We start from the raw sequence: 24,386 nt of genomic DNA on the forward strand, positions 1-24,386 counted from the left end.
CGATGCCCCGGCGCGTGCCCCCCCCTGCCATCCGTCCAAGCTCCCTGATACTGTCGCCGCAAACGACAAAGGAGACGGCCATGCTCACAAACGACCAGCTTGCGAAATGGGACCGGGAGAGCTTCCTCCACCCCTCGACGCATCTCGCCCAGCACGCCCGCGGCGAGGCACCCGGCCGGGTCATCAAGTCTGCCGAGGGCTGCCATATCACCGACCGCGATGGGAACCGGCTGCTCGACGCCTTCGCCGGGCTCTATTGCGTGAACATCGGCTACGGCCGGCAGGAAGTGGCCGAGGCCATCGCCGAACAGGCCCGCGAGCTCGCCTATTACCACGCCTATGTCGGGCACGGCACCGAGGCCTCGATCACGCTGGCCCACATGGTGATGGAGCGCGCGCCCGATCACATGTCCCGGGTCTATTTCGGCCTCGGCGGGTCGGATGCGAACGAGACCAACATCAAGCTCGTCTGGTACATGAACAACATCCTCGGCCGGCCCGAGAAGAAGAAGATCATCTCGCGGTGGCGCGGCTATCACGGCTCGGGGCTCATGTCCGGCTCGCTCACGGGCCTCTCGCTCTTCCACCAGAAGTTCGACCTGCCGTTCGACACCGTGCTGCACACGACCTCGCCCTACTATTTCCGCCGCCAGGACATCTCCCAGACGGAAGAGCAGTTCACCGCGCAATGCGCCGCAGACCTCGAGGCGCTGATCGAGCGCGAGGGCGCCGACACCATCGCCGCGTTCATCGCCGAGCCGATGCTCGGCACGGGGGGCATCGTGCCTCCGCCCGCGGGCTACTGGCAGGCGATCGAGCCGATCCTGCGCAAGCATGACATCCTCCTGATCGCCGACGAGGTGGTCACGGGCTTCGGGCGGCTGGGGTCCATGTTCGCCTCGCCCTTCTACGGCATCACGCCCGACATCATGACCATCGCCAAGGGCCTGACCTCGGCCTACGCCCCCCTTTCTGGCACGATCGTATCCGAAGGCGTCTGGAAGGTTCTGGAGAAGGGCACCGACGAGTTCGGCCCGCTCGGCCACGGCTGGACCTACTCGGCCCATCCCATCGGGGCCGCGGCGGGAGTCGCCAACCTCAAGCTTCTGGACAGCCTGAACCTCGTCGCAAACGCGGGCGAGGTCGGACCCTACCTGACGCGGACGATGGCGGAGGCGCTGGCCGAGCACCCCAATCTCGGCGAGGTGCGAGGCGAGGGCATGCTGACCGCCGTGGAACTGGTGAAGGACCGCGAAAGCCGTACCTTCTTTGATGCCGCCGACAAGGTCGTGCCGCGCATCGTCGGGGCGATGGCCAAGCGCGGGGTCATCGCGCGGGCCATGCCGCAGGGCGACATCCTGGGCTACGCCCCGCCGCTCTGCCTCAGCCGGGAAGAGGCGGACACCGTCGTCTCCGTCACGGCGGAGGCGATCCGCGAGGTGCTCGGCTGAGCCTGTTCCGGGCGCTGTACCAGGCGCCCCGGCAGGAAATCCGCCTTGGCAATGCAGGGAGCGGGCAGATGCCTTTTTTCAAAAGGCGGCGCCCGTTTCCGATTGCTCCGGAATTCAACGGTCGGTGCAGGACTGTCGTCATTTCCGACACAAATGCATCGAATCAATGACTTACCCTTCGGCAAGCCGTAGAAGGGTGGCCGGTTTCTTCGACCAATCATTTTTTGATCCCCGATGGCACAGCTTGCTGTGTCAGGGCGCATCGCCGAAGCGAAAATTTCCATTCGGCCACGCGTATTGGAGCGAGTTCGATAATGCCCGTGAAAGTGGCCGTACTGGACGACCATCCCATTGTTCGCGATGCCCTGTGCAGCATCATCTCCCAGCAGCCGGAATTCGAGGTCGTGGCCAGCGGATCGACGGCGGGCGACCTGCTCGAAGTCGTGGATTCGTCCGACCCGCACGTGGTTGTCGTCGATCTGAAAATGCCCGGCAGCACACTGGATGCGATCCGCTCCGTGACGGGAGGGCAGGGATCTCGTAACATCCTTGTATTCACGGCCTCCGCTGAGACGACCGACTGCCTTGACGCGATCGAGGCGGGCGCTCTCGGCTATGTCGTGAAGGGCAGCAGCAGCGACGAACTCTTCCGGGCGCTGCGCTCAGTGTCGGAAGGGCGGGAATACCTTTCGCCCGGGATTGCCGGTCGGTGCCTCAAGACGATCACCGAGCGGTCGCGCCAGAAGGCCGAGCAGCCCTCCTATGACCTGAGCTATCGCGAGGCCCAGATCGTCGAGCAACTCCTGAACGGAGCGTCCAACAAATCGATCGCCCGGACGCTTTCGATCTCGGAGAAGACGGTCAAGTACTACATGACGCAGATCATGCAGAAACTGAACGCGAAGAACCGGGTCGAAGTCGCCCTGACGGTTCAGCGTGACCGGGCCGCGACAGCCGCTATCAGGTAGCGGGGTCGCCGGGCAACCGTGCCACCACGCGCAGGCGTCCCGTGTTTTCCGACCAATCCAGATCGAAGCCGGACCGGCCGGTTTCCGACCGAAGCCGGCCGAGATCCGCCATGACCTCGTCGGAGGGGGCGCGCGCCGCACCCGCATGCCCTTGGCCTTTCCACCGCAAGGGGCACTCGACGACGATTTGCAGCCCAGCCGCGCCGCGAACCGCCGAGACACGGATCTCGTCCTCGGACGTGTGACGGTCGCACGCGCAAAGCACGAGGAGAAGGACCTCCGCGACGGCCTCGGGAGACACCCGCGCGCAGATGCCCCTTGCCTCTGTCCAGTTGCGCGTCACGGTGCGGCCTGTCTGGTCCTCGAACTCCGCGATGGCACGGTCCGCGACATCGAAGGAACCTTGCGCCGACTGGTCCGGAGATGTCGTTTCGGAGATCAGGCCGCGCAGCGCCTCGAGGGCCTCGGATGTAAGGTCCCGAGCGCGCCGAACCTGGTGCCGACAGCTATCGCGACTGACGATCTGGCTCGTGTACAGAGCCGCGAGCGACAGCAGCTGCATCGGACCGTCACGCAACTCGGCCCGTATGCGCGTCACACCGTATTCGCCCGCCCGGGGCCATTCATGACGCAGCCGGTCGAGCTCACGGTTCAGGACACGGTTGCGTAGCGCCAGATCCATCTCGCTGTTCCGCATGCGGGCGAGACTGCTCTCGCTCCGGGAGATGCGGACCTGCGCGATGCCGACCAGCGCACAGAGCGCCGCAAGACCCGCGACCAGCGCAAGAAAACTTGCCTGTTCCATGCGCCTCGCGACCTCGCCGACCCTGCCCAACAAAACATCGAAGCGGCAGTAGATCTCGCCGATCGCCACGGTCTCGCCGCGCGCATTGTAGAGCGGGACATAGATCTCGTAGACGTCGCCCCCCGGGAACACGGTCCCGGGCACCGAGGCGTCTTCGCCTTCGACGAGGGCAACGACCGTCTCGCCGCCCAATGCCCGCGCGAGTGCATCGTCCGCAACATGCCCGGACGCCGTTCGCCCGTGACTCCAGTAGATCAGGCGGCCATCGGTGGACCAGAGCTTGACCATGTCGAAGTGCCCGGCGACGAAGTGCGGCGAAAGGGCCGCGTCCATGGCGGCGAGCCGATCGGCCGAAGGATCCTCACCGGCCGACAGATCTGGAAGATATTGCAGGAACAAGGCCCGGACGATCGCCTGTTCGAGTTCCATCGCCGTCTCGAAGAGGTAGTGCCGGGCGAAGCGCCGCTCGGCTTCCGCCGCTGCAAGCTGCATGGCCCACAGGGTCAGCGCCACCAGCAGCAGGGTTTGCGTGACGAGGCCGAGCCTCGTCCAGACATGGCCGATGGCGAACAGCGCCCGTCGCATCAGTCCGCTTTCTTCCGCCTGTCGCAAAGCCGTTCTCCCACAAGGTCGACGCCATCGCTGTCCCGCGCAACTCAGCCTTCCGACATCGCCCGGAGAAGACCGTCGTGCAGTGGCTGAAGCAGGTACTCCAGGGGGGTACGTGCATCGGTCTGGATATAGACTTCGACCGGCATGCCCGGAACGAGGCGCGCAGGTGCGTCCGCCCCCGTGGCTTCGGCAGGACGGGCGGTGGCGACGAAATAGGTTTGGCCGCTCGTTGCATCGGAAACGCCGGCTGGCGCGACGTAGGAGACGACGCCAGCGATCTCCGGCGTCGTGCGCTGGTCGAAGGACAGGAACCGAAGGCGCGCATCCTGTCCGGCGGCGACCTGGTCGATGTCGACGGTATCGACGCGGAACTCGATCACGAGGCGCGCGTCGCTCGGCACGATGGACGCCAGCGTCTGCCCCGCCGGCAGAACCTGGCCCACGGTGTTGACCATGAGTTCGTTGACGGTTCCGGCAACCGGTGCGCGGATCGCGGATAGTTCGAGCCTGGCCTCGGCCTGAACGATCCGCAGCTCGAGCTCACTGATCCGCGGCTCGATCTCGCGGAGTTGGCGATGCGCATCCCACGAGAAGCCGCGGTCGAGGCCATCGATCTCCGCCGCGATCTCGCGGCGCTCTATCTCGTTCGTCTCGATCTCCGCCGCCACGGCGGCGAGTTCGCCAACCAGCCGGGCTTGGGCTGCCTCGGCTTCGGCAAGACCGCTTTCCGACATGACGCCGCGCTCCGCGAGTTCGGTATTCCGGGCCAGCGCTTCGTCGGCGAGAACCGATTGACGCTGGAGTGCGTGATGGCGCGCCTCCAGGGCGCGCGCAGCACGGACGCTGCGCTCCAGCCTCAGAGACAGCATTTCATGACGCGCCAGCCGCTCGCCGAGACGATCCTCGAAGCGCCGCGTCTCCCCCTCGACAGCCCGCAAGACACCTGCATCCTCGAGTTCGAGACCCTGTGGCACGCTCATGACGTCGGAGAGATTGCGTTCGGCGTCCAGCCGCGCGGCCCGGACCCGAAGGTCGAGCAACTCGCCCAGCACGAGGTCGAGTTCCGTTTCGATCTCCCGCGTGTCCAGCCGCGCCAGCACGTCTCCGGCCTGCACCCTGTCGCCGGGAGCCACCAGTATCTCCGCGATCGCTCCGCCCGTCGGGTGTTGGGCCAGCCGCAACTCGCGGTCGACCTTGACCTCCCCGTTCGCGATGATCGCCGCGTTCAGCCGTGCCGTCGCGGCCCAGCTGCCGACGCCGCCCAGCAGGGCAACCGCCATGACGAAAGCCGCGATCAGCGGGCGCGCCATTCCGATCTCGCCTTTCGAAGCGGGGGTTCCGGAAGTCTGTCTGGTCATCTCGAAAATACTCCTGGACAGTAGAAAAGAGCCTTAAAGAAAGCCGAAGCCGTTGAGGTCCTGGGTCAGGCCGTCCGCACCGGCGAACATCGCTCCCGCCATGGATGGATCCCCTGGTCCGACGGAAACGGACGCAGCGGGAGGCAGGAATTCTTCCCGCGCGGAACCGCCGGACAGACGGTGTACCGCTTCCTGAAGTATTGCCGCACCTGGGCCCGTGGCCTCGTCCGGCGACGAAAAGAGGCGTTCGGCCGGCACCTCGCGCAGGATGTCCCCGACCGCGTAATCCATGATCTCCCTGGCATGGATCTCGGGAAAGCGGCCGAGCAGGCTGTCGAGATCCTCGATGAGATCATCGAAACCCGTGGGGACTGCAGGCTCGACGCGAGCATCCTCACCTTTGGCGTCAGGCTCGGGGGAAACCGCATCGGGACCGGTCGGTCCCGATACGCGGGCTGGGACCTGAGGCGCACCTATCGCCGTCGGTGGAGCTGCGGGCATGGCGATGGCGCCCGTCCCGATGGCGACCGGGCCGGCGGTTCCGGGATGGTGCATCTCTCCCGGTATCGTCGGGGACAGGCCCCCCGGCGCCGCCACCGGCAAGAGACCCTCGCCGCCGGACGAGGCGGCACCCGATGCCGACTGGCTCTCGGGCGAGGGCGACGGCCCGCCGGTTCCCTCCACCTCGTCGGCCGGAACCTCCGATTGCAGGGCCGGCGCGTCCGGATCGATGATCTCGATGCCCGGCGCGTCACCGCCATCGACGGTCCTTGCGGCATCCGCACCGGCTTCCGTGACACCGGACGAGCGCGCGGACAGGGCGGTGAAGAGCGCTCCGAGACCAAGGAGAAAGACGAACCCCCTCCATGGCCAGCGCGAGGCGCGGTGGCCTTCGGCGTCCGCCTCTCGGAAGGCATCCCCGAGCCGGGGGGCGGCCGTCCGGCCACGGTGCGCGATCGAGATATGGGCGCTCATTAGGGCCTGCTCCTCTCAGACCGCCGCATCGGCCGCGACAGCCGTGCGCTGCGCGCCATCTCCGCTCACGGTGGTGAAGATCTGTCCGCCGCGACTGGAGATCACGGTTTCCTTCGGGCCTACGGCCGCGAGCTTGCCGCCGTGGATCACCGCAACCGTGTCGACGGCGGCGAGCACACTGGGACGGTGGGCGACGACGATGACGATGCCCCCTCGCGCGCGGATGTCTCGGATCGTGTCGTTCAGCGCACGCTCCCCCACCGCATCGAGCGAGGCGTTCGGCTCGTCGAGCAGGACCACGAAGGGATTGCCGAAAAGCGCGCGGGCGAGGCCGATCCGCTGACGCTGACCGGCGGAGAGTGCCGTGCCCATCGCACCCACCTGCGTGTCGTAGCCTTCGGGAAGTTCCGCGATCATGCGATGGATGCCGGTCTTGCTGGCCGCCTCGTAGACGGCGCTTTCATCGCCGGATCCGAAGCGGTTGATGTTCTCCACGATGGTGCCGGTGAAAAGGTTCACCTCCTGCGGCAGGTAGCCGAGGAAACTGCCCCGCATGGCCGGGTCGTAATGCGCGAGGCTGGCATCGTCGAACCGGACAGCACCCCGGAGCGGGGACCAGATGCCGGCAAGTGCCCGCATCAAGGTCGATTTGCCGCCGCCGCTGGGGCCCACCACCGCCATCGCCTGTCCGGCCTTGAGCTCGAAGGATACGTCGCTGAGAAGCACCCGTCCCGTGGCGGGCGAAGCCACCGTCAGGTTCTCGACACTGAGAGAGTTCTTGGGCAGCGGCAGGCCGGGGAAGCGTCCTTCCTCCTGCACGCATTGCTGGATCGTATCCTTCAGCTGGCGGTAGGCGTGGCGGGCGGCGAGGATGTTCCGCCAACCGCCGATCACCTGGTCGATCGGCGCGAGCGCCCGCGACGAGGCCACGGACACCGCGATGATCGCGCCCGGCGTGAGTTGCCCCTGCAGGGCAAAGTAGGCCCCGAGGCCGAGAAGCGCGGATTGCAGGACCATGCGCAGCGTCCGGGACAGCGAGGTGATCGCAGCCCCGGTCGCGGCGGTCCTGGTATGCGTTTCAAGATGATCGTCGTTGGCCTTCATGAAACGTGCCACGGCCCTGTCGCCCAGCCCCATCGCGGCGATCACGTCGGCGTTGGAGGTGTTCGACTCCGCCGCGATGTTGCGCCGGACCATGGAGTTGCGAGCCGTCTGCGTCAGGCTCCGCGACAGGAGCTCCGACACCACCGTCAGCGCGGCAAGCACGGCCGCGCCTGCGAGCGTCACGACACCGAGAACGGGATGAAGCAGCCACACGAACCCGAGGAAGATCGGAACCCAAGGCAGGTCGAAGATGGCGGCGGGGGCGCCGCTTCCGAAAAAGCCGCGCAGGGTGTCCACCGTCCGGGCCCTTTCCATCGCCTCGGCCGCCGTGAAGCCATGGCGGGGCATGTCGAGGGAGACGCGGTGCGCCAGTGGCGACACGCGCCGGTCGAGGCGGGCGCCGAGACGCACGAAGATCGCCGACCGAACCGCGTCGAAACCGCCGTGGAAGAGGAAAAGGCCGACGGCCAGGATGGAGAGGGCGATCAGGGTCTCGATCGACCCGCTCGTCAGGACGCGGTCGTAGACCTGCATCATGTAGATCGATCCGGTAAGCGCGAGTATGTTGATCAGCCCCGAAACGAGGAAAATCACCAGTCCGAAGCGCCTCAGGTCACGGGTCAGGAGGCGTGCCGCCTTCCTGCGGGCGGTGAATGTACCGGCCTTGCTCATGATTGGTTCCCACCTGTCGAAAAAATTGATTTGTCAGGGAAAAGTGTGCCCGGTCCGCGAAAGGGCGCGGACCGGGATCGTCGAGGCCGACCTAGAAGTTGAAGTCGTCCTGCGAGAGGGTGTGGGACGAACGGACCGACAGGCTGAAGTCGGACTGCCCGTCGTCGTCGAGGTGTCCGGTCAGCACCGTGTTGCCGTCCTCGTCGGTCGACATCACGAGGCTGCCCGCTCCGGCGGCCCCTTCGCCCTCGGTCACCAGGGTGAATGCCTGGTCGCCGGCCGCCCCGCGCACCGCGTCGATCGACGACAGGTCGATCCGGTCGCCCGGTGCGAAGTCGGCGATGTGGTCGCCGTCTGCGGCCCCGGCCGAAAGGAAGCGCACGGTATCCGAGCCTTCGCCTGTCGCGATGACATTCGCGGAATTGCCCGCGGTGATGACATCGTTGCCGTCCCCGCTGACGATGTCCTCGATCGAGAACAGGCGGTCGAGCGTCGTCCCCGACTGGATCGAGCCGACATCCGAGAGGCTGCCGAGGTCGATCCTGAGGTCGGCCGTGGTGCCCGAGAGGTCGACCCGGTCCTGTCCTTCGCCGCCGAAGACGATGTCGATGGACCCATCGTCGGACAGGAAGAACAGATCGTCCCCGGCTCCGCCGAAGAGCACGTCCTCGCCGTCTCCGCCGTCGATCACGTCCGCGCCACCGTCACCGAAAACGACATCGGTCCCTGCATTGCCGTTGAGCACATCGGCCCCGTCGCCACCCCGCAGAATGTCGTTGCCACCGTTCCCGAGCAGGACGTCATCACCGACGCCGCCCGCAAGCTCGTCGTCACCAATGGTGCCGAAGCCGACGATCGGGGCGATCTGCTCCGGTTCGGGCGGAGTGGGCTCTTCCGACACGGGTGCGTCGTCCGCCGGGGGCTCCGACACGGGCGCGTCATCCACCGGAGGCTCCGACACGGGCGCGTCGTCCACCGGGGTTTCCGACACGGGCGTGTCGTCCACAGGGGGCTCCGACACGGACGCGTCGTCCACAGGGGGCTCCGATACGGGCGCGTCGTCCACAGGGGGCTCCGACATGGACGCGTCGTCCACCGGGGTCTCCGACACGGGCGCGTCGTCCGCCGGGGGCTCCGACACGGGTGTGTCATCCACCGGGGTTTCCGACACGGGCGCGTCGTCCGCCGGGGGCTCCGACACGGGCGCGTCGTCCACAGGGGGCTCCGACACGGACGCGTCGTCCACCGGGGTCTCCGACACGGGCGCGTCGTCCACCGGGGTCTCCGACACGGGTGCGTCGTCCGCCGGGGTCTCCGACATGGGTGCGTCATTGACCGGAGGTTCGACGATCGGAGACTCAGTCACGGTATCGGGGAACTGCGGCTCGTAGCTGAAGACATTCACGCCCAGCCCTTCGATCCCCGTGTTGCGAGCCACGATGTCGGCCATGGTCGAGTTGCTGATGAAGTTGGCATAAACCGGCATCTCGCCCAGTCGATCGGTGTAGTAGAACCGGTCGCCCTCCTGAAGGCGGTCGAGTTGCTCGTGTATCACGACCCAGAAGGTATGCCCGACGATGCCATCATTGATGTGGCTTTCCGCAAGGCCGCCGACCCAGAGGTCCACCCGGTCGATCCCCTTGACGGTGAAACTGCCGTCCGCGTTCTCCGCCAGGTCGAGCTTGGGGTTGATCTCGCGGAAGGACGCCACCTCGTCGGCACCGAGGATCAGGTCGGGATAGGCCGACTTGAACTGCTCGATCACCATGTCGGACAGGTTGTTGCGAGCCTGGAAGTCCTCCCACGATGTGTAGGGTTCCATGGCCATGTCCGACAGCTCGATCGCTTCACGGACATAGCGGTCGGTCGAGTCCCGAAGGTCCATCTTCACCTGGTTCAGCGTACCGAGGCCGAGATCCCAGCCGCGCGCCACGTTGAAGGAGAAGAGGTCGGCCGAGACCCGCACGAGGTTGTCCCGAACGGTGTCCACGATGTTGAAGTCGACTTCTTCCGAGGGTTGCAGCGCCATGCCCTCCAGAACCGCACCGGCGCCGTACTGGGCATAGCCGGGCTGCGGGGTGTAGCCCATCGGACCCATGCCTAGCGCATCGACCGCATCCTGCCCCGTCAGCTCCGGCGTGGTCGGGTCGCGATCATGATCGAAACGGAAGATCCCCGGTTCGTTCGACGGGTTGAGGAAAGCATCGAAGAGCGGCACGTCCATCGGCTGCCCGTCGGGCCCCATGACCGTCAGGGTTTCGCCGATCATCGAATGGCCGAGGCGATAGACCGCCCCCGCGAACTCGTGGCTGATCGAAGCGTCGGTGTCGGGGAAGTATTCGTCATGGCCATGACGACCCGAGCCCTTGAGCCCCCCGATCAGCGCATCGGCGAAGTCGTTGAACACGACCTGCTGATACTCCGCCTCGTTCAGGATCTTCGCGGCCTGGAACAGTTCCTCGTCCGTGCCCTGGAAACCCGACAACTTCAGCTGCTCCACGTAGAAATTGTGGTTCCGCGCGAAGATCGTGTGCATCGAGGTGAGGCCGATGTTCTCGTTCACCCGGCCGTCGCCGCCGATGGCATGGTCGAGGAGATCGATGAATCGGTTGGTATCGATGAGTAGCGGCCAGCCCTCGCCCATGAAATCACCGACAAGATCGGCCACGAGGCCGCCATCATAGGAACCGTCCTCGGCCCTGAGGCCGGGGTAGTACTCCTGCAAAGTCACCATGCGTCCGTCCGGTGCCTCGAAGAGCGTACCGGCTTCGATATGGGCATCGAGCGCCTCCCGGAGCGTGGGCAGGAGACGGAAGTCGGTGCCTTCGGGGCGCGATGGGTCAAGCGCGCCACCGAAGATCCCCGCACCGAGGCCGCCTTCCTCGCCGGGCTCGCGCAGGAGGCGCCCGATCTGGGCCGACGAGCCATAGACCTGGTTCTGGTCCACGAAGGGAGACGTGATGTTCTCATGCTGAGGCACGCCGTTCTCGTCGAAGCCGATGACCTTCGCGCGCGTGAGATCCGCCGGGTTGTCGCCGCCCGGCCGACCCGTATCCGGGCCGCCGATCGGGATGACGCCGTTGGCCGCATCCTTCGGAATGAAGGTCAGACCGTGGTCGAAGTACTGTCCGAAGGACATCAGGAACATGTTCGCCGAAGCGGCCTTGGCCGTGCCGGCCTCCTGCGCGCCGAGGTCATTGGAGACATTGCGCGGGTCGATGCCGTCGAAGATCGGGTTGACGTCCCTGTTGCCTTCGTCGTTCGGTGCCCCGTAGCGCGCGTCGGTGATGCGGATGAAGGGCTGCGTCGCCGCCCCCTGGCCGGGGTTCACCTCATTATTCTCGAGACCCGGCAGGTCGCGGACACCGCGCATGATACCCGGCTGGCCCTCTTCCCGCGTCGCGCCAGCCTCGAGGGGAAGGACCGGGGCCACATCCGTCGCTCCGACCATGTACTCGAGGGCCCTGACGTCGAGACTGTCGAGCACCAGGGCGCCTTGCGGCACGCTCGCCTCGCCGGTCACCGGGTCGATGGTCTGACGCTCGAACGCGGCCGCCTGCGGCGTGCCGGCCCGGACGATACCGGGTTCCACGTCCGGTCGGGCCGGGGTGAAGGAGACGCTGTTCGTTCCGTCGGTGATCGTGACCATCCCGGTGGCGGGATCGGCCGACCGCGTCATCGCGACCATGTCGAAGCCCTCGGGAAGGACGATCACGTCGGTGTCGCGCACCGCGCCAACGACCGTGTTGTTGTTGCCTTCCGTCCGGAACAGTATCCGGTGGATCGAGGTCAGGCCCTCGATGTTCACGTTGTCGTCGCCGTCCACGTCATCGATGGTGATGGTGTTGAAGTTCAGCGCGGTCGGGTTGAAATCGCCGATGACCTGAACATCGTCGGCACCTCCTGCCGTGTTGATCCGGATTTCCTCGATATTGCGGAGCTGGCCGATCACCTGTTCGCCGTCGCCGGCGTCGCGGGTGATGACGATGTCGACCCCGGCATCGAGCGGCGCGCCTGTCCAGGCATTCGCGGCATAGACGCGGAACACCTCGTTCGAAGCGTCGCCATTGACGATGTAGGTATCCTCACCTGCACCGCCATCGGCCACGTCCGAGCCGCCACCGACGCTCCATGTCAGGAGATCGGCACCGTCGCCGCCCAGAAGCAGATCCGCACCCGCCCCGCCGGTGATCTGATCATCGCCGGCCCCGGCATCGACCACGATCCGCTGCGTGGACAGGAAACCCGAGAAATCGATGATCTCTTCGCCTGCCGTGCCGTTGACGTAAATCGTCGCCGGTCCGATCGAGGTGGTCGCGAAGTCGCCGACCGCGCTGATGGTTCCAACGCCCTGGACGTTGTTGAACACGACCTCCTCGATATTGCGGATCTCCATGATCGCAGTCTCGACGCCCTCTACGGTCCGCGTGATGACGATCTCGGAGTTCGGGTCCTGCGGAGGCGCGCCGCCGGTCTCGAGCCAGGCGGCAACCGTGTACATGGTGATCGCCTCTTCGGTGCCATCGCCATTGACCTGGACGACGTCGATGTCGGTGACACCGTCCCGGTTCGTGCCTCCGTCCACGATGTCGTAGCCGCCATCGGGCGCGTTCCAGACAATCGTATCGTTGCCGGCTTCTCCGAAGATGACGTCGGTACCCGGGCCACCGTCGATCTGGTCGTCACCGGCGTCGCCGAAGATCGCGTCGGGACCGTTGCTGCCGACGATCACGTCATCGCCCGGCGTACCCTGGATCACGCCATTGTCGATCGGCTCGACGCGCAGATCCACCTCCTGGTCCGCGAAACGCAGGATCTCGATGCCCATCAGCCGGTCGGTTCCGTCGCCGAGGATAGGGTTGGGATCGCCGTTGACCGGGTCGATCGGGTTCGGCCCCGCCGTGACGTTGATGTGGCTGACCGTGACGCTGCCATCGGGGTTCTGGCGGATCGTGTAGTTTTCGCGCAGGTCGTAGTAGACCGCCACGTCGACGTCGCCCTCCTGCCCACGGTCCACGATCTGGCGGGTGATCTGCAGCTGGCTGGGCGAGATGCTCCCGTCCAGAAGCTGCGGGATGATCTCCGCGAGGCTGTCGATGCTCCGAAGCTCGACCGTGGGATCGTTCGGATCGCGGATCGAGATCCGCGCATCCAGCCACTTGTCCCCGTCGATGACGTCATTGCCGCCGCGACCCTGGATGGTGTCGCTGCCAGCACCGCCAAGCAGGATGTTGCCTCCGGTGAAAAGATCACCGGGCTCGACTCCCATGAGGTTGCCGAGCAGCTCGCGCAGCCCTTCGATCCGGTCCACGCCTTCCTGCGTCAGCTCGTTGCCGAACAATGTCGCCGTGTTGTCGAGGATGGCGCCATTGGCGGGCGCCTCGTTGCCCAGGCGGTTGTCGCCCCAGATCAGGTCGTCGTGATCGGTGCCCGACACGGCCTCGACATCGATATAGCGGTCGCGGAAGAACTGCTGCTGCTCGGTGAAGACGCGTTTGGTCAAATCGACCTCGGCATGGGTCGAAACGCCCTTGTGCGCCACCCAGTCAAACCCCAGTTCGCCGAGATTGACGTGCGTGCCGAGACCCTGGAACAGGATGTCGTCCCCGGACTCGCCATGCAGGTCGTTGTCATTCGGCCCACCGATCAGGACATCGTGCCCGATCACGCGCGAACCGCCCAGGTTGTCGTTGTTGTCGCCGACGAGGACGTCGAAGCCGTCCCCGCCCTCGATCCAGTCGTCGCCCTCGCCCCCATCGACGATATCGGCCCCGGCACCGCCGAGAACGAAGTCGTTGCCCATGCCGGCAAAGGCGTGTTTGGCATCGTCGCGACCCATGAGGATGGCGTCGTTGCCCTTGCCGCCGAAGATCAACTCCGCAGCGCCGCCGCCGGCGGAGATGACGTCGTCACCGTCCTCACCGTGTAGGAAGCTGATGTCGTCGCCATCCTTGATGATGTCGTTGCCGTCGCCACCGCGGAAGGTATTGACGCCGGAGTCGCCGATCAGGAGGTCGTCACCCGCGCCACCCCAGAGGGCATCGTCACCCAATCCGCCGACAAGGATGTCGCGCTGGTCGGTACCGCCGAGAACGACATGTTCGCCGCCGTTGAACTTGAGGAAGTTGTCGTATTCGCGCGTGCCATCGACGAGCGGGGCATCTGCCGTAGCGGTCGCCCGCTCGACCAGGGTCTGGCCCATCGCGGCGAGGAATGGATCGACATCCGTCGAGACCGGATCGGGCATCGACTGCACCGCCTGGTCAACTTCCAGGATGTATTCCATCGACGAGAAGATGTCGGCCGGAATATGCGCGCCGCCATCCGCGATGTCGGTGTTGCGCACGATCATCGATGCGAAGGAGTTGTTCTCCAGCTCTCCCAGCATGTTCATGCCGTTGGTCCGGCCCAGATAGTAGAACCTGTCACCGTTCTGGAGGTTCTCCATCTGGTGCTGGAACACGAAGCCGAAGGTGGAGCCGAGCATCCCTCCGAAAGGCATGATCTCTTCGGCGAGGCCGCCGATCCAGAACTCGACGTCATTGATGCCGGTCTCGGTTCCTGCCCATGCGCCAGTGCCGTTGACGAAGTCGAGTCGGTCAGCCGGCGCGTTCGGGCCGCCGAGGACGAGGTCCGTGGCCGCCGCGCGCTTCTCCACGACGGTCTGGGCATTCACGATGGTCTCGTGGGTGCCGTAGGCCGCGATGAAGTTGATGATGGAAGCAGGGTTCTTGAGGTTGGCCGCATACTCCGCCCAGTCGTCGTAGGGCTTGAGGAACTCGCTGCCAGTCGCCGAATAGAACTGCTCCCGCGCGGCATTGAGCGAGGGAACGCCGGCATCGCGGCCGCGCGCGATGTTGAGGGCAGCAAGGTCGAGGGGCAGGCCGACGAGGTTGTCGCGTAGGGCGCTGGTCAGGAACTCGTCGATATTCGCCCCGGTCTCGCGCGACATGCCGCGAGCGACGGCGCCAGCCGCCTGGTCGGAGGTCAGCGTCTGGTCGTTGTCAAAGGCGACCGGGTTCAGGAAGGCCTCGATAAGCCCGTTCTGCGTGTTCACGCCGTTCGGGTCCATCGTGTGGACGTTCTCGGTCAGCATCGAGTGGCCGAAGCGGTACACGACATGGGCGAATTCCGCGAAGACGGCCCCGTTAATCTCGCTCGAACTGTTGACCGTGAAGGCCGCGATCGACGGCTGCACCCTGCGGCCGAACTCCTCGAAGGCGAGATGCTGGTACTGCATCTCGGTCGTGAATTTCGCCGCCTGGAACAGGCGCCCGCCGTCCCAGTCCAGGAGATCGGGCGTCGCGGTAGCGAGCTCGGCGTCGGTGATCGGCGTGGCGAGCCACTCGTTTACAAAGGCCAGTTCCCCGCTGTCGAGGATGGTCTGCTTCATCTCGGCGACCTGGCGGTTGTGTTCGGAGTGGAACACGTGGTGCACGGCGGTCAGGCCGAAGTTCTCGTTGCCGCGGCCGTCACCGGCGATGAAGTGGCGGTCCAGAAGCTCGTTGTCGTAGGTCTCGTTCTGACCGAACTGGTTGGGCTGGATCGCGTTTCCGGTCTCGGTGTCGGCGTCGGGCGTCTTGTCGAAGGTCTCGTTGGTGATCCGGTCGGTGAAGGTGCCCGGTGCCGCGGTATGGGCGATATCCTCGAGGAAGGCATGGCCGTTGCGGACAGCCTGCGAAGCATCGACCGGATCGGCGAGGTTGCCCTCGACGAGGATGTGCATCGGCTCGGTTCCGCCCTCGACGAAGGTAGGGTTGGGCACCACAAGCTGCGGCAGGCCGTTCGGGCCGGGGATGAAATTGCCGTAGGGGTCTGTCGCCAACAGGGGACCGTCGAGGACATCGCTGTCATTGAGGCGGATCCCCAGCTTCTCGGCGGCCTGGGCCTTCACGTCGCCCCAGGTGGACATGCCCCCAGTCTGCCCATGCAAGAGGTAGCCGTTCGAAACGGGCTGCCCCCCCGCATCGAAGTCGTACTCGCGCAGGAAGACCTGGTGCGAGGGGTGCGACGTGTAGGTCTGGTTCTGGTCGACCCAGGGCGTCGTCTTGTTGGAATGCTCGCGGATGTCGTCAGCAGTGCCGAGGATCCCGTCGGGACCAGGTTGGTTGGTGGCGCGGGTCAGCACCATGAAGTTGGTCGGCGAGTTCGCATCATAGAGCGGATCATCAGGCTGCAGGGGGATGAAGACGGTACCGCTTCCGCCCTTGCCAACCAGATCGAGACCATGATCGAAGAACTGGCCGAAAAGCGTCATCCACGAGTTGTAGGGGGCCGACAGGCCCTCGTCGGGCGCCACGTCGGGGAGGTGGAGGTTGTCGCCGTCCAGCTCGATTCCGTGGGTGGCCAGCAACGCATCAAGCGCGGTCTGCGCCTCGGCCGCGGCAGTCTGGGCCGCCGCGATGGCCGCCTCCGCCGCGCCGGGTGCATCGAGCGCGGCAAGATCGGCAGTGGCCGTGTCGAGGTCTGCCTGCCGCTGTGCCGCCGAGACCTCTGCCGTCGCAAGGTCCGTCTCCGCCTGCCCTGCGGTTTCGATCGCCGCGTTGAGGGTCAGCGTAATGTCGGCGATCAGGTCGAGCTGATCGAGGATGCGCATGTCCGCGACCTGCGCGGCGGCAAGATCCTGACGTGCCGTGGCAACATCGGCCTCGGCGGTCGTGACGGTTTCCGCCGCCGTGTCCGCAGCCGCCTGGAGGGTCGTGACATCCCCGTCGGCCGTCACAAGGGCGGACTCGAGCGTCGCGAGTTCGGCATCGGCCGCCGCGAGCGAAGCCGCGAGGATGTCCACGGTCCCCTGTGCCGCGTCGGCAAGCGCCTGCGCCTCGACCACAGCCTGCTGCGCCGCGACAAAGGCCTGGTTGTTCTGCTCGGCCGTCTGAAGCTCGGCCCGGGCCGACAGAAGCGTGGCCTCTGCCGTGGCGAGGATTGCGTTCGCATCCGACAGTTGCGCGGACAGGTCGTCACGGGACGCGAGCGCCGCGTCCCGCTGGCCGGTCAGCGTTTCGAACAACGTCCGTGCGTCCGCCAGCGCCGCCTGTTGGTCCGCCAATGCGATATCGGCGGCCGTGTCCTCGCTGATGGCAAGGTTCAGGGCGCTCTCGGCAACGCTCCGTTCCTCGCGGGCTTGCGAATATGCGGTCGAAGCGGCAGAAAACGCCGCCAGCGATCCGCCGTTCAGATATGTCGTGAGCGCACTGAGAAAGGCCGTCTGCGCCGCGCTCAGTTCCGTGACCTCGGTGTCGAAGGTAGCCTGGGCAGCATCGCGCGCGGCCTGTGTTTCGGCCGCTCTCGTCTGCGCCACGGAGACACGATCCTCAGCCGTCGCAACGGCGCCTTCCGCGCCCAGAAGCTGCGTGTTCAGATCGTCGAGGGCCGCCTGCGCGATATCCAGCCGGGCAACGAGGTCGTCGACGATCGCCTGCGCGTTGCCGGCGGATGTCTCCGCTTCCGTCACGGCGCTCTGCGCAGCCGCCACCTCGGCCGAGGAATCCGCTTCGAGCGCAAGCGCGGCCTGGGCCTGCTCACGTGCCGCCTGCGCTTCGGCAAGTGCCTGGTCCGCCGTTTCCTTCTGGCCCTGCAGATCAGTCACTTCAGCCAGCTTCGCATCCCGAAGCGACAGCGCCGTCGCCGCCTCTGCCTGCGCGGCGCCCAGCTGGGCCATCGCCGCATCCAGTTCGCCTTGAGCCTGGCTCAGAACGGCTTGCGCATCGTCCAGCGCAGCCTGTGCTGCGCCGACCTGCCCCTCGTTCTGAAGCGTCAGAAGGGTCGCCGCCGCGTCGTCGAGGGCGGTACGGGCATCGGCGACCGCCTGATCGGCGGCGCCCTTTTCCGCGACCAGGCCCTCTGCCGCGGACTGCGCCTCGTTGAATGCCGCCTGCGCGGTTTCGACTGCCGCCTGAAGCTGCTGACGCTGAAGTGCGAGCGCTCCGTCGACATTCCCGGCCGTGGCCTGCAGGTCGAGAGACCGCTGATGCGCCTGGACGATCGCGTTTGCGGTCGCCAGCATGGCCTGTCCGGTCAGGCCGGAATGGGCCAGCGCGGCCGCGACGGCCGCCGGATTTCCCAATGTCTGGTCGGCGATGAGGTTGGAGATGATCCGCGGTTCGGCGTCGTACACCGAGCCCGCAGTCTGGCTGTACGAGGTCGGGCCGGCCAGAGGCGCGCGCGGGTTCGGGTCGGCAAGATGTGCCGCCTCGGGCTGGGTGAGGTAGGTGGAATCGAGAAGGCGCGGCATGACCTGGTCGGCAGAGCCCCAGGTGTCGCGGCCTTCGGTGAGGTTGTTCATCGTGCCGTCTACGAGACGGAGGCCATATGGCAAAAGCGGGTCCGCGATCAGATTGGTCAGCGGGCTGCCTGCTGCGTGCTGCTCGGCGATAACAATTTGATCAAGAATGTGCTTGAGATCATTTGTGTTCACGAAAACCATGTCGGCCCCCAAAAAATATGTTCGGGACACCACTACGGTCCCCCGCTCAAAAAAGGAGTCAAAAGGGCCAATGATTTTCGTGACCTTGGTCGTACGGATTTTTCGACCAAAGTCTAATTCCGGATCGAGGGGCCTCGATCCGCATCGTTCAAGCCTTCAATCCGCCGGCCACGCCTCCCCCCTTTCTTGCGACGCCTGGCGGACAGTGATCGCCAGGCACCCGGGGCGTTGTGGCCGGCGTGGGCGATAGCCTCCGCTGGCCGACGTCATCGTCAATTCGCGGCGACGTTCGCAGCCGCCTGCAACGCCTGGATCTCCTCTTCGGTGTCGAAGTGATGATCGATTTCATAGTTCGACATCATACCATTAGCCTCCAGCCCGACGTCGCGGACGCTGCCGGAGATCATCGACACGGCTCCCAGGCCGAGGGACAGGCAAGCCGCAGTCAGGACGACCCAGTCGACCGTTATGGCCCCTGCCTCTCCCGTGAAGTATCTGGCGATGTGATCCACAATATTTCCTTCCGCTCAATTCAGTTCGCAATTCTCTGGACTGCACGCATCGGGCAGCCCCCCGTTCCTTGTCGAAGATCAAATTCCGGGCGGAAAGAGGCGGGAACGTGGCCGCCACGATGGGCAGAAGCGTCCCGGTCGATATCTTTGGTATCGGTCGACGTTTCGAAAGGAAATCCGCAATTCGATCGCGTCACACGAAGGCAACTTTTCGAAGGTGATGGCTATCGGCATGGACAAAATGAAATGGCCGCGGCGTAAAACACCACGGCCATGCCGCATAACGGGGTCACGTCTGCGGGGCGGCTTCGCAAGAAGCGAATTACCTGAACCCCCTTGATCACATTCCGGCTGCCCTCGAAAGGGCGAAAATTTGGAATTCGGAATGTCTTTCGGCCGTCGGCTTCGATATCTTTGGTGTACGGGCGCAAGAACACGCGGCTCGCTTCGCACGCAGACGCCAAGAACCTGAATGCCCGGCATCCTGGCCGTCATCACTGCACCGCGCTTGTCGGTCGATGGCCAGTCCTGCGCCCGAGGTCAGGTGCGGCGCAGGCTCAGTGCAGCATCGAGTGCCGTCGAAGTGTCAGGGTGAATTCATGGTTGGTCATCGCCGCGCTGAGCGCCAGCCCGAGCGCCGGGCGAGAGACTGGCAAGCGCACGCTCACGTCGGCGACCTGGTATCTCTCGCAGCTCATGTCGTGTTCCGGAAACTGGTCGAACGCCACCGCAACAACGAGCCCGGGCACATCGTTCCGCAGTGCGGTCAACCATTCGAGAGCCGTCGCCAGACGGGGGAAAACCGCGAGGTCGACGACGAGTATGGCGCCATGCGAACCGCCAAAACTCAGCGCGTCGCGAACATCGGCGGGATCAGACGAGGTCACGCAGCCCTGCGTTGCGTGATCGAACCAGTCTGCGTGACGCAAGAGGGTGGATCCTTCCGGTGCCAGCATGACCACGCGCCGTTCAACCGCGTTCGGCCCGAGCAGGTGGGACACCGCGCCCGATGGCGACCGCGTCAGATGGCAAGCGGTCGGTTGAGGGGGTCTGCCGGGTTCGAGCCCAGGGTCGGCGGCCCGACGGGGCGCCGGTGCCAGTATGCCGGCCGGCGCCCCGCCGCCCATCGCGAAGGTCACGGCCTCCGTGTAGCCATGCCCTCCCCCCTTCGCGATCATCGCGACAAGTCTTTTCAACATCGCTGCGCCTGCCTTTCCACCTCTCGGGAATTCTCTTTTTTTCCCAAAGTGTCGCACGCCCCGCGAATCGAGCAACCGTGCGGAAGTCAGTCGCGCTACGAAAAGGTTTGCCGGGGCAACCTATCGATACCGGGCGCGGATGAACGGAGAGGCGGCGGGTGGATTCTGCGCGATCAGTCGGACGCGGCCGAGATGCTTTTTGCGTCGTCCGACGCATCGGGTTGGCCACCTGTCCCGTCCCGTGGCAGATCCCGAAGCACCTCCTCGACGGTATGGACCTCAAGGGTCAGCGACGAAAGAAGCATCCGCAGCGCCTCGCTGTCCGTCGGTTCCGCGGCATCCGCCATACGCTCGAGATCCTGAAGCATTCGTCCCAGATCGGACAGACCCATCATCAGGGCCGACCCCCCCGCGGAATGGGCCTTGTCGGCCGTGGTCGGGTCTTCGGTGCACGCCGCGGCGATGGCAGCCCGGGCCCCGACGCAGACATCCGAAGCAAGCGCGAAACCGACCTTGTCACCGATCAGGTCGAGCGCGTCGCGCAATGCCACCAGAACCCGATGCCGCGCCTCGTCGCTCATGTCGGGGACCGCGACCTCCTCGTTTCCTGCCGCACGGTGTTCGCCGATATGGCGCGCGAGCTCGTGCTTGCCGAACGGCTTGATCAACACGGAGGTCATGCCCGAACCTCGGTAGGCCTCGGACGACATGAAATCCACCTGCGCGGTGATCCCGATAATCACGGCGTTGCGGGAGGCACCGCCACGGCGAATGAGCTCGGTGGCTTCGACGCCGTCCATACCGGGCATCCGGACATCCATCAGGATCAGGCCGTAGGGACGGGTTCGGGCCATCTCCACGGCCTCCGCGCCCGAGACGCAGCACTGCGCGGCAACGCCCAGTTGCTCCAGCATCCGCGCGACCAGAGCGCAGTTGACGGCGTTGTCGTCGACGACAAGCGCGTGGGAATACATGGGCTGGCGGGGCAACTGACCCGGGATGACGGCCTCCGCGACGCGGCGATCGGCTTGCGGCGAGAGGGGCGCGTCGACTTCCACGAAGGGGACGGTGAAGCGGAAACACGCGCCTTGCCCGACAACGCTGTCGACCTCGATTCTGCCACGCATGCGCGCCACGTCCTGTTTCACGATCGAAAGCCCGAGGCCGAAACCCGGGTTGGCGGTTGCCTGGTGGGTGGCCTCGCTCTGTTCGAACGGATCGAAGATCTTTTCCCAGTCCTTTCTTTCGATGCCGGGGCCGGTGTCCCGCACTTCCGTCAGGAGCTCGCGTGGCTCCGCCCCTCGGCCGGGAAGATCCTCGAGCCGGATCGTGATGCGCCCGCCGGATGTGAACTTGACCGCGTTGCCGACGAGGTTGAACACCGTGCGCGCGTAGGCCTTGGGCTGCCCGGCAATTGTCGTGCGGTCGCCCAAGTCCTGCAGGTCGAGAGAGATGACATTGCCCTTGATCCGCGCCAGCGGTTCCATCTCGGCGATGATCGAGCGGACGGCCGCGACCGGGTCGAACGGCGCCGGGGCCTCGCTGTCGCCTTCGCTGCGGATCGCATCCAGCGCGTAATCGATCTGCGCCAGCGCCCTTTCGCTGCAACTCCTCGCCGTGGCGAGAAGAGACGACGTCTCGGGGTCAAGCTCGTCATTGCGCAGAAGGTCGAGCGACGCCACCACGCCGTGCAGCGGGGTCCGCATCTCGTGGCTCATCGTCGCGAGGAACCGGCCCTTGGCATCGGAATGCTCCCGCGCTTCGTGCAACGCCACGCGCAGCCGTTCCTCGAACTCGAACCGTTCGGTGATGTCGCGCACGAAGACAAAGATCCGGAGGGCCTCGTCGGACGCGGCCTCGGCACGCAAGGCGACGGACGCCTTGAAGACCTCGCCGTCGGAACGCAGTCCCTCGAACTGGATGGGACCAAGACCGCCGCTTTCTCCCGCACGCACCTGGGCGAGAACCTCTGCCATCCCCATGCGATATCGGCGCATCCGGGAAGGCGGAACAACGGTTTCTGCAAGAAGCTTTCCTTCAAGCTCCCCGGGACCATAGCCGAAGATCTCGCGGGCGGTCGGGTTGCTCAGGAGGATCCGGCCATCGGCATCACAGACAAGCACACCCTCCTGCGCGCCTTCGAAGGCCTTGTTGACCAGCGCCTGCGCCTGGAGCGTTTCCTCTGCCTGCCTGCGGATCAGCCCTACAAGGCGCAGGGCGAGGCTTGCCGAGACCAGCGTCAGAACGAGGAGGAGGACGGATTGTCTTAGGAATGACCGAAGCAGCCGCTGCTCTTCGAGCCTGGCGACTTCGGCGCGAGAGACGAGCGCCTGAAGCGCGCCAACCGTCAATTCCCGGATCCCGACCTCGAACGCGGCGACATCCGAATAGAGCTCGCCGAGGGCGGTCCTGTCGCCTGCCTCGATGGCATCGACCGCATCGGCCGTGAGATCGCGGAATGTCAGCAATCGATCGAGGCGATCCCGGAATTCGTCTTCGAACTCGGACCGCCTGAGGGTTGCGGTGAACGCGGTGATGCGGCTGTAGAAAATGTCGAACTCGAGCCGCATGGCGGTGTCCGCCTGCCGGACCCGCAGCGGATCGCCGCGCTGGAAGGCATCCCTCGCGTCCTGCAAGGCGATCAGGAAATCCTGATAATCCACTTCGAGCTGCGACACGTTCCAGGCACGGTTGTCCCCCTCGGCCTCGCGCACGGCCTCGAGGTTCTGCTCGAAGCGCCATGCGCCATGGGCGAGGCCGATCAAACTCAACAAAAGAAGACCGACCAGCAGGTAGGCCATGGCATGAGGACGCCAGTCCGTTGCGCTGGCGGTGCCTGCCCGGCCTTCCACGATCAAAGAGCCTCGATCTGCCGCAGCTGCCAGACGCTGATCGCGAAGATCGATTCCGCGCGATAACGCGGTGCGGAGTCATAAGGGAAGACCACCCAGAGCGGTCCCTTGTCCCGGACGCTGAAGGTCGCGCCGTTCATCCGGTTGGCGACGATCGGCACGTCCGCCTCGACCTGCTCCATGTCGATCAGCACGGCATAGTCGTTGAGCGCCGTGAGCCGGATCTGCCGCACGCCGTCGTCCATGCCTGCCGCGGCAAGCACGGTCGCAAGGGACGGGCCGGAGAACTCCTGCACCCCTTCCGTCCAGATCGTGGACGTCTGAAAGGAGCGCAGGGGCAAATCCGCGAGATCGGCGTCGGTGAAATGAACGGGCGTGGCGCCGGGGGCGGGCACGACGGTCAGGACGGTGTCGGGCGGTGCCTCTGCCTGCTGTGCGATGGCCGCGCCCCCCTGGAGGGCGAGGGCACCGGCAGCCGCTATCGCAAGAAGCAAGGCCCTGCGGGGATTTGAATAAGTGTTTCTCATTCTTAAGCTATTTCTCACGTCCCCAATGCCTGACAAATCTGTCAAAGGTATGGATTTGATATCTTTAGTTGGTTTCCCGGATTCGTAAGGATGAATGCCGTTCAATTGGCATGCCTTTTCCTTTTCTTTGCCAGAAATCCCTTTACTTAGGAAGATGCACGCTGTCGTCGGCAGGGACCGGCGTGGCATCCTGTCGATGGCGGCCAGCCGAGGCGCGCGCCCCTATTCCCACGCGAGGCGCGCCGGGTACAACGGAGAAACTGCGCGCCATGAAGCTGATCATTGCCGACGACCATCTCCTTCTTGGACAGGCGGTAGAAGCCGCCCTGGCTAAGACGAGCGACTACGAGGTGACGCTGGTCGAAACGTTGCAGGGCCTCCTCGCAGAGCTTTCGTCGACCGCGTTCGACGTCATCATGCTGGATCTGAAGATGCCGGGCATGGCGGGGCTGGCCTCCGTCAAGGCGGTGCTCGATGCGGCCGGCGGGGCGTATGTCGTTCTTTTCACCGGCAGCCTGGATTCCAGGTTCCTGTCGGATTGCGTGTCGCTCGGCGTTCGCGGCTACATCCCCAAGGACATGCCCTTGCGGTCCCTCGACAGCGCGCTGCACCTGATCCAGTCGGGCCAGACCTTCATTCCGGTGAAGCCGGATACCGAGCCTAAGGCTGCGATGGCCGGCAAGGGACAGGAAGACCTCACGCAACGTGAACTGCACATTCTGCGCCTTGCTGCCGACGGCATGACGAACAAGGAGATCGCGCGGGACATCTCCGTCACCGAGGTGACGGTGAAGATGCACATGCGCAACATCTGCCGCAAACTCGGCGCGCGCAACCGGGCGCATGCCGCAATCATCAGCCGCGAACTCATGCTGATCTGATCCGGCCCGCGCCCCCATTGTGGGCGCTGCCGTTTCACCTGCCC

Annotated in this window: 12 protein-coding genes; 3 read left to right on the forward strand and 9 right to left on the reverse strand. The window is 65.5% G+C overall.

The genetic code is table 11. From position 1 onward, the window contains the following. The first annotated feature begins 80 nt into the window (after positions 1–80). Both N8I71_RS00005 and N8I71_RS00010 read left to right on the forward strand, forming a co-directional pair. Positions 81–1,451, forward strand: a complete 1,371-nt coding sequence (locus tag N8I71_RS00005; protein WP_262875864.1) for an aspartate aminotransferase family protein — start codon at positions 81–83, stop codon at positions 1,449–1,451. 314 nt (positions 1,452–1,765) lie between these two features. Continuing rightward, positions 1,766–2,419, forward strand: coding sequence for a LuxR C-terminal-related transcriptional regulator (locus N8I71_RS00010; protein WP_262875865.1), 654 nt, complete (start codon positions 1,766–1,768; stop codon positions 2,417–2,419). Here N8I71_RS00010 and N8I71_RS00015 read toward each other — a convergent pair. The 9 genes from N8I71_RS00015 to N8I71_RS00055 form a co-directional block, all read right to left on the reverse strand. Continuing rightward, positions 2,412–3,809: a hypothetical protein gene (locus tag N8I71_RS00015; protein WP_262875866.1), complete on the reverse strand. Its 1,398-nt coding sequence runs from the start codon at positions 3,807–3,809 to the stop codon at positions 2,412–2,414. The two genes, N8I71_RS00010 and N8I71_RS00015, sit on opposite strands and share 8 nt — an antisense overlap. A gap of 71 nt (positions 3,810–3,880) precedes the next feature. Then, entirely contained in the window at positions 3,881–5,194 is a 1,314-nt protein-coding gene (locus N8I71_RS00020) for an HlyD family type I secretion periplasmic adaptor subunit (RefSeq protein ID WP_262875867.1), read from the reverse strand. Between the two features lie 33 nt (positions 5,195–5,227). After that, on the reverse strand, positions 5,228–6,169 hold the full coding sequence (locus N8I71_RS00025) for a hypothetical protein (RefSeq protein ID WP_262875868.1): 942 nt from the start codon (positions 6,167–6,169) through the stop codon (positions 5,228–5,230). A 15-nt stretch (positions 6,170–6,184) separates the two neighbouring features. Then, positions 6,185–7,945, reverse strand: a complete 1,761-nt coding sequence (locus tag N8I71_RS00030; protein WP_262875869.1) for a type I secretion system permease/ATPase — start codon at positions 7,943–7,945, stop codon at positions 6,185–6,187. Between the two features lie 91 nt (positions 7,946–8,036). Continuing rightward, positions 8,037–18,230 carry a peroxidase family protein gene (locus N8I71_RS00035; protein ID WP_262875870.1) on the reverse strand — a complete coding sequence of 3,398 codons (10,194 nt, stop codon included), beginning with the start codon at positions 18,228–18,230 and terminating at the stop codon, positions 8,037–8,039. A gap of 413 nt (positions 18,231–18,643) precedes the next feature. Further along, entirely contained in the window at positions 18,644–18,883 is a 240-nt protein-coding gene (locus N8I71_RS00040) for a hypothetical protein (RefSeq protein ID WP_262875871.1), read from the reverse strand. A gap of 557 nt (positions 18,884–19,440) precedes the next feature. Next, positions 19,441–19,884 (reverse strand): hypothetical protein, encoded by a 444-nt coding sequence (locus tag N8I71_RS00045; RefSeq protein WP_262875872.1) that lies wholly within the window; start codon positions 19,882–19,884, stop codon positions 19,441–19,443. A gap of 371 nt (positions 19,885–20,255) precedes the next feature. Beyond that, positions 20,256–22,853, reverse strand: a complete 2,598-nt coding sequence (locus N8I71_RS00050; protein ID WP_262875873.1) for a hybrid sensor histidine kinase/response regulator — start codon at positions 22,851–22,853, stop codon at positions 20,256–20,258. Between the two features lie 83 nt (positions 22,854–22,936). Continuing rightward, positions 22,937–23,428 (reverse strand): molybdopterin-dependent oxidoreductase, encoded by a 492-nt coding sequence (locus N8I71_RS00055; protein WP_262875874.1) that lies wholly within the window; start codon positions 23,426–23,428, stop codon positions 22,937–22,939. 302 nt (positions 23,429–23,730) lie between these two features. On the opposite strand from N8I71_RS00055, the gene N8I71_RS00060 reads away from it, so the two are divergent. Beyond that, positions 23,731–24,342, forward strand: a complete 612-nt coding sequence (locus tag N8I71_RS00060) for a LuxR C-terminal-related transcriptional regulator (RefSeq protein ID WP_262875875.1) — start codon at positions 23,731–23,733, stop codon at positions 24,340–24,342. The last annotated feature ends 44 nt before the right edge of the window (positions 24,343–24,386 follow it).

Origin of the sequence: Roseicyclus sediminis, assembly GCF_025515305.1 — a bacterium.
GTDB classification, from domain to species: domain Bacteria; phylum Pseudomonadota; class Alphaproteobacteria; order Rhodobacterales; family Rhodobacteraceae; genus Roseibacterium; species Roseibacterium sediminis.

Excerpts from the sequence above, each read along its gene's own strand:
- N8I71_RS00030 (WP_262875869.1), bottom strand. The coding sequence starts at position 7,945 with ATGAGCAAGGCCGGTACATTCACCGCCCGCAGGAAGGCGGCACGCCTC.
- N8I71_RS00035 (WP_262875870.1), bottom strand. The coding sequence starts at position 18,230 with ATGAACAACCTCACCGAAGGCCGCGACACCTGGGGCTCTGCCGACCAG.
- N8I71_RS00015 (WP_262875866.1), bottom strand. The coding sequence starts at position 3,809 with ATGCGACGGGCGCTGTTCGCCATCGGCCATGTCTGGACGAGGCTCGGC.
- N8I71_RS00060 (WP_262875875.1), top strand. The coding sequence starts at position 23,731 with ATGAAGCTGATCATTGCCGACGACCATCTCCTTCTTGGACAGGCGGTA.
- N8I71_RS00025 (WP_262875868.1), bottom strand. The coding sequence starts at position 6,169 with ATGAGCGCCCATATCTCGATCGCGCACCGTGGCCGGACGGCCGCCCCC.
- N8I71_RS00010 (WP_262875865.1), top strand. The coding sequence starts at position 1,766 with ATGCCCGTGAAAGTGGCCGTACTGGACGACCATCCCATTGTTCGCGAT.
- N8I71_RS00020 (WP_262875867.1), bottom strand. The coding sequence starts at position 5,194 with ATGACCAGACAGACTTCCGGAACCCCCGCTTCGAAAGGCGAGATCGGA.
- N8I71_RS00005 (WP_262875864.1), top strand. The coding sequence starts at position 81 with ATGCTCACAAACGACCAGCTTGCGAAATGGGACCGGGAGAGCTTCCTC.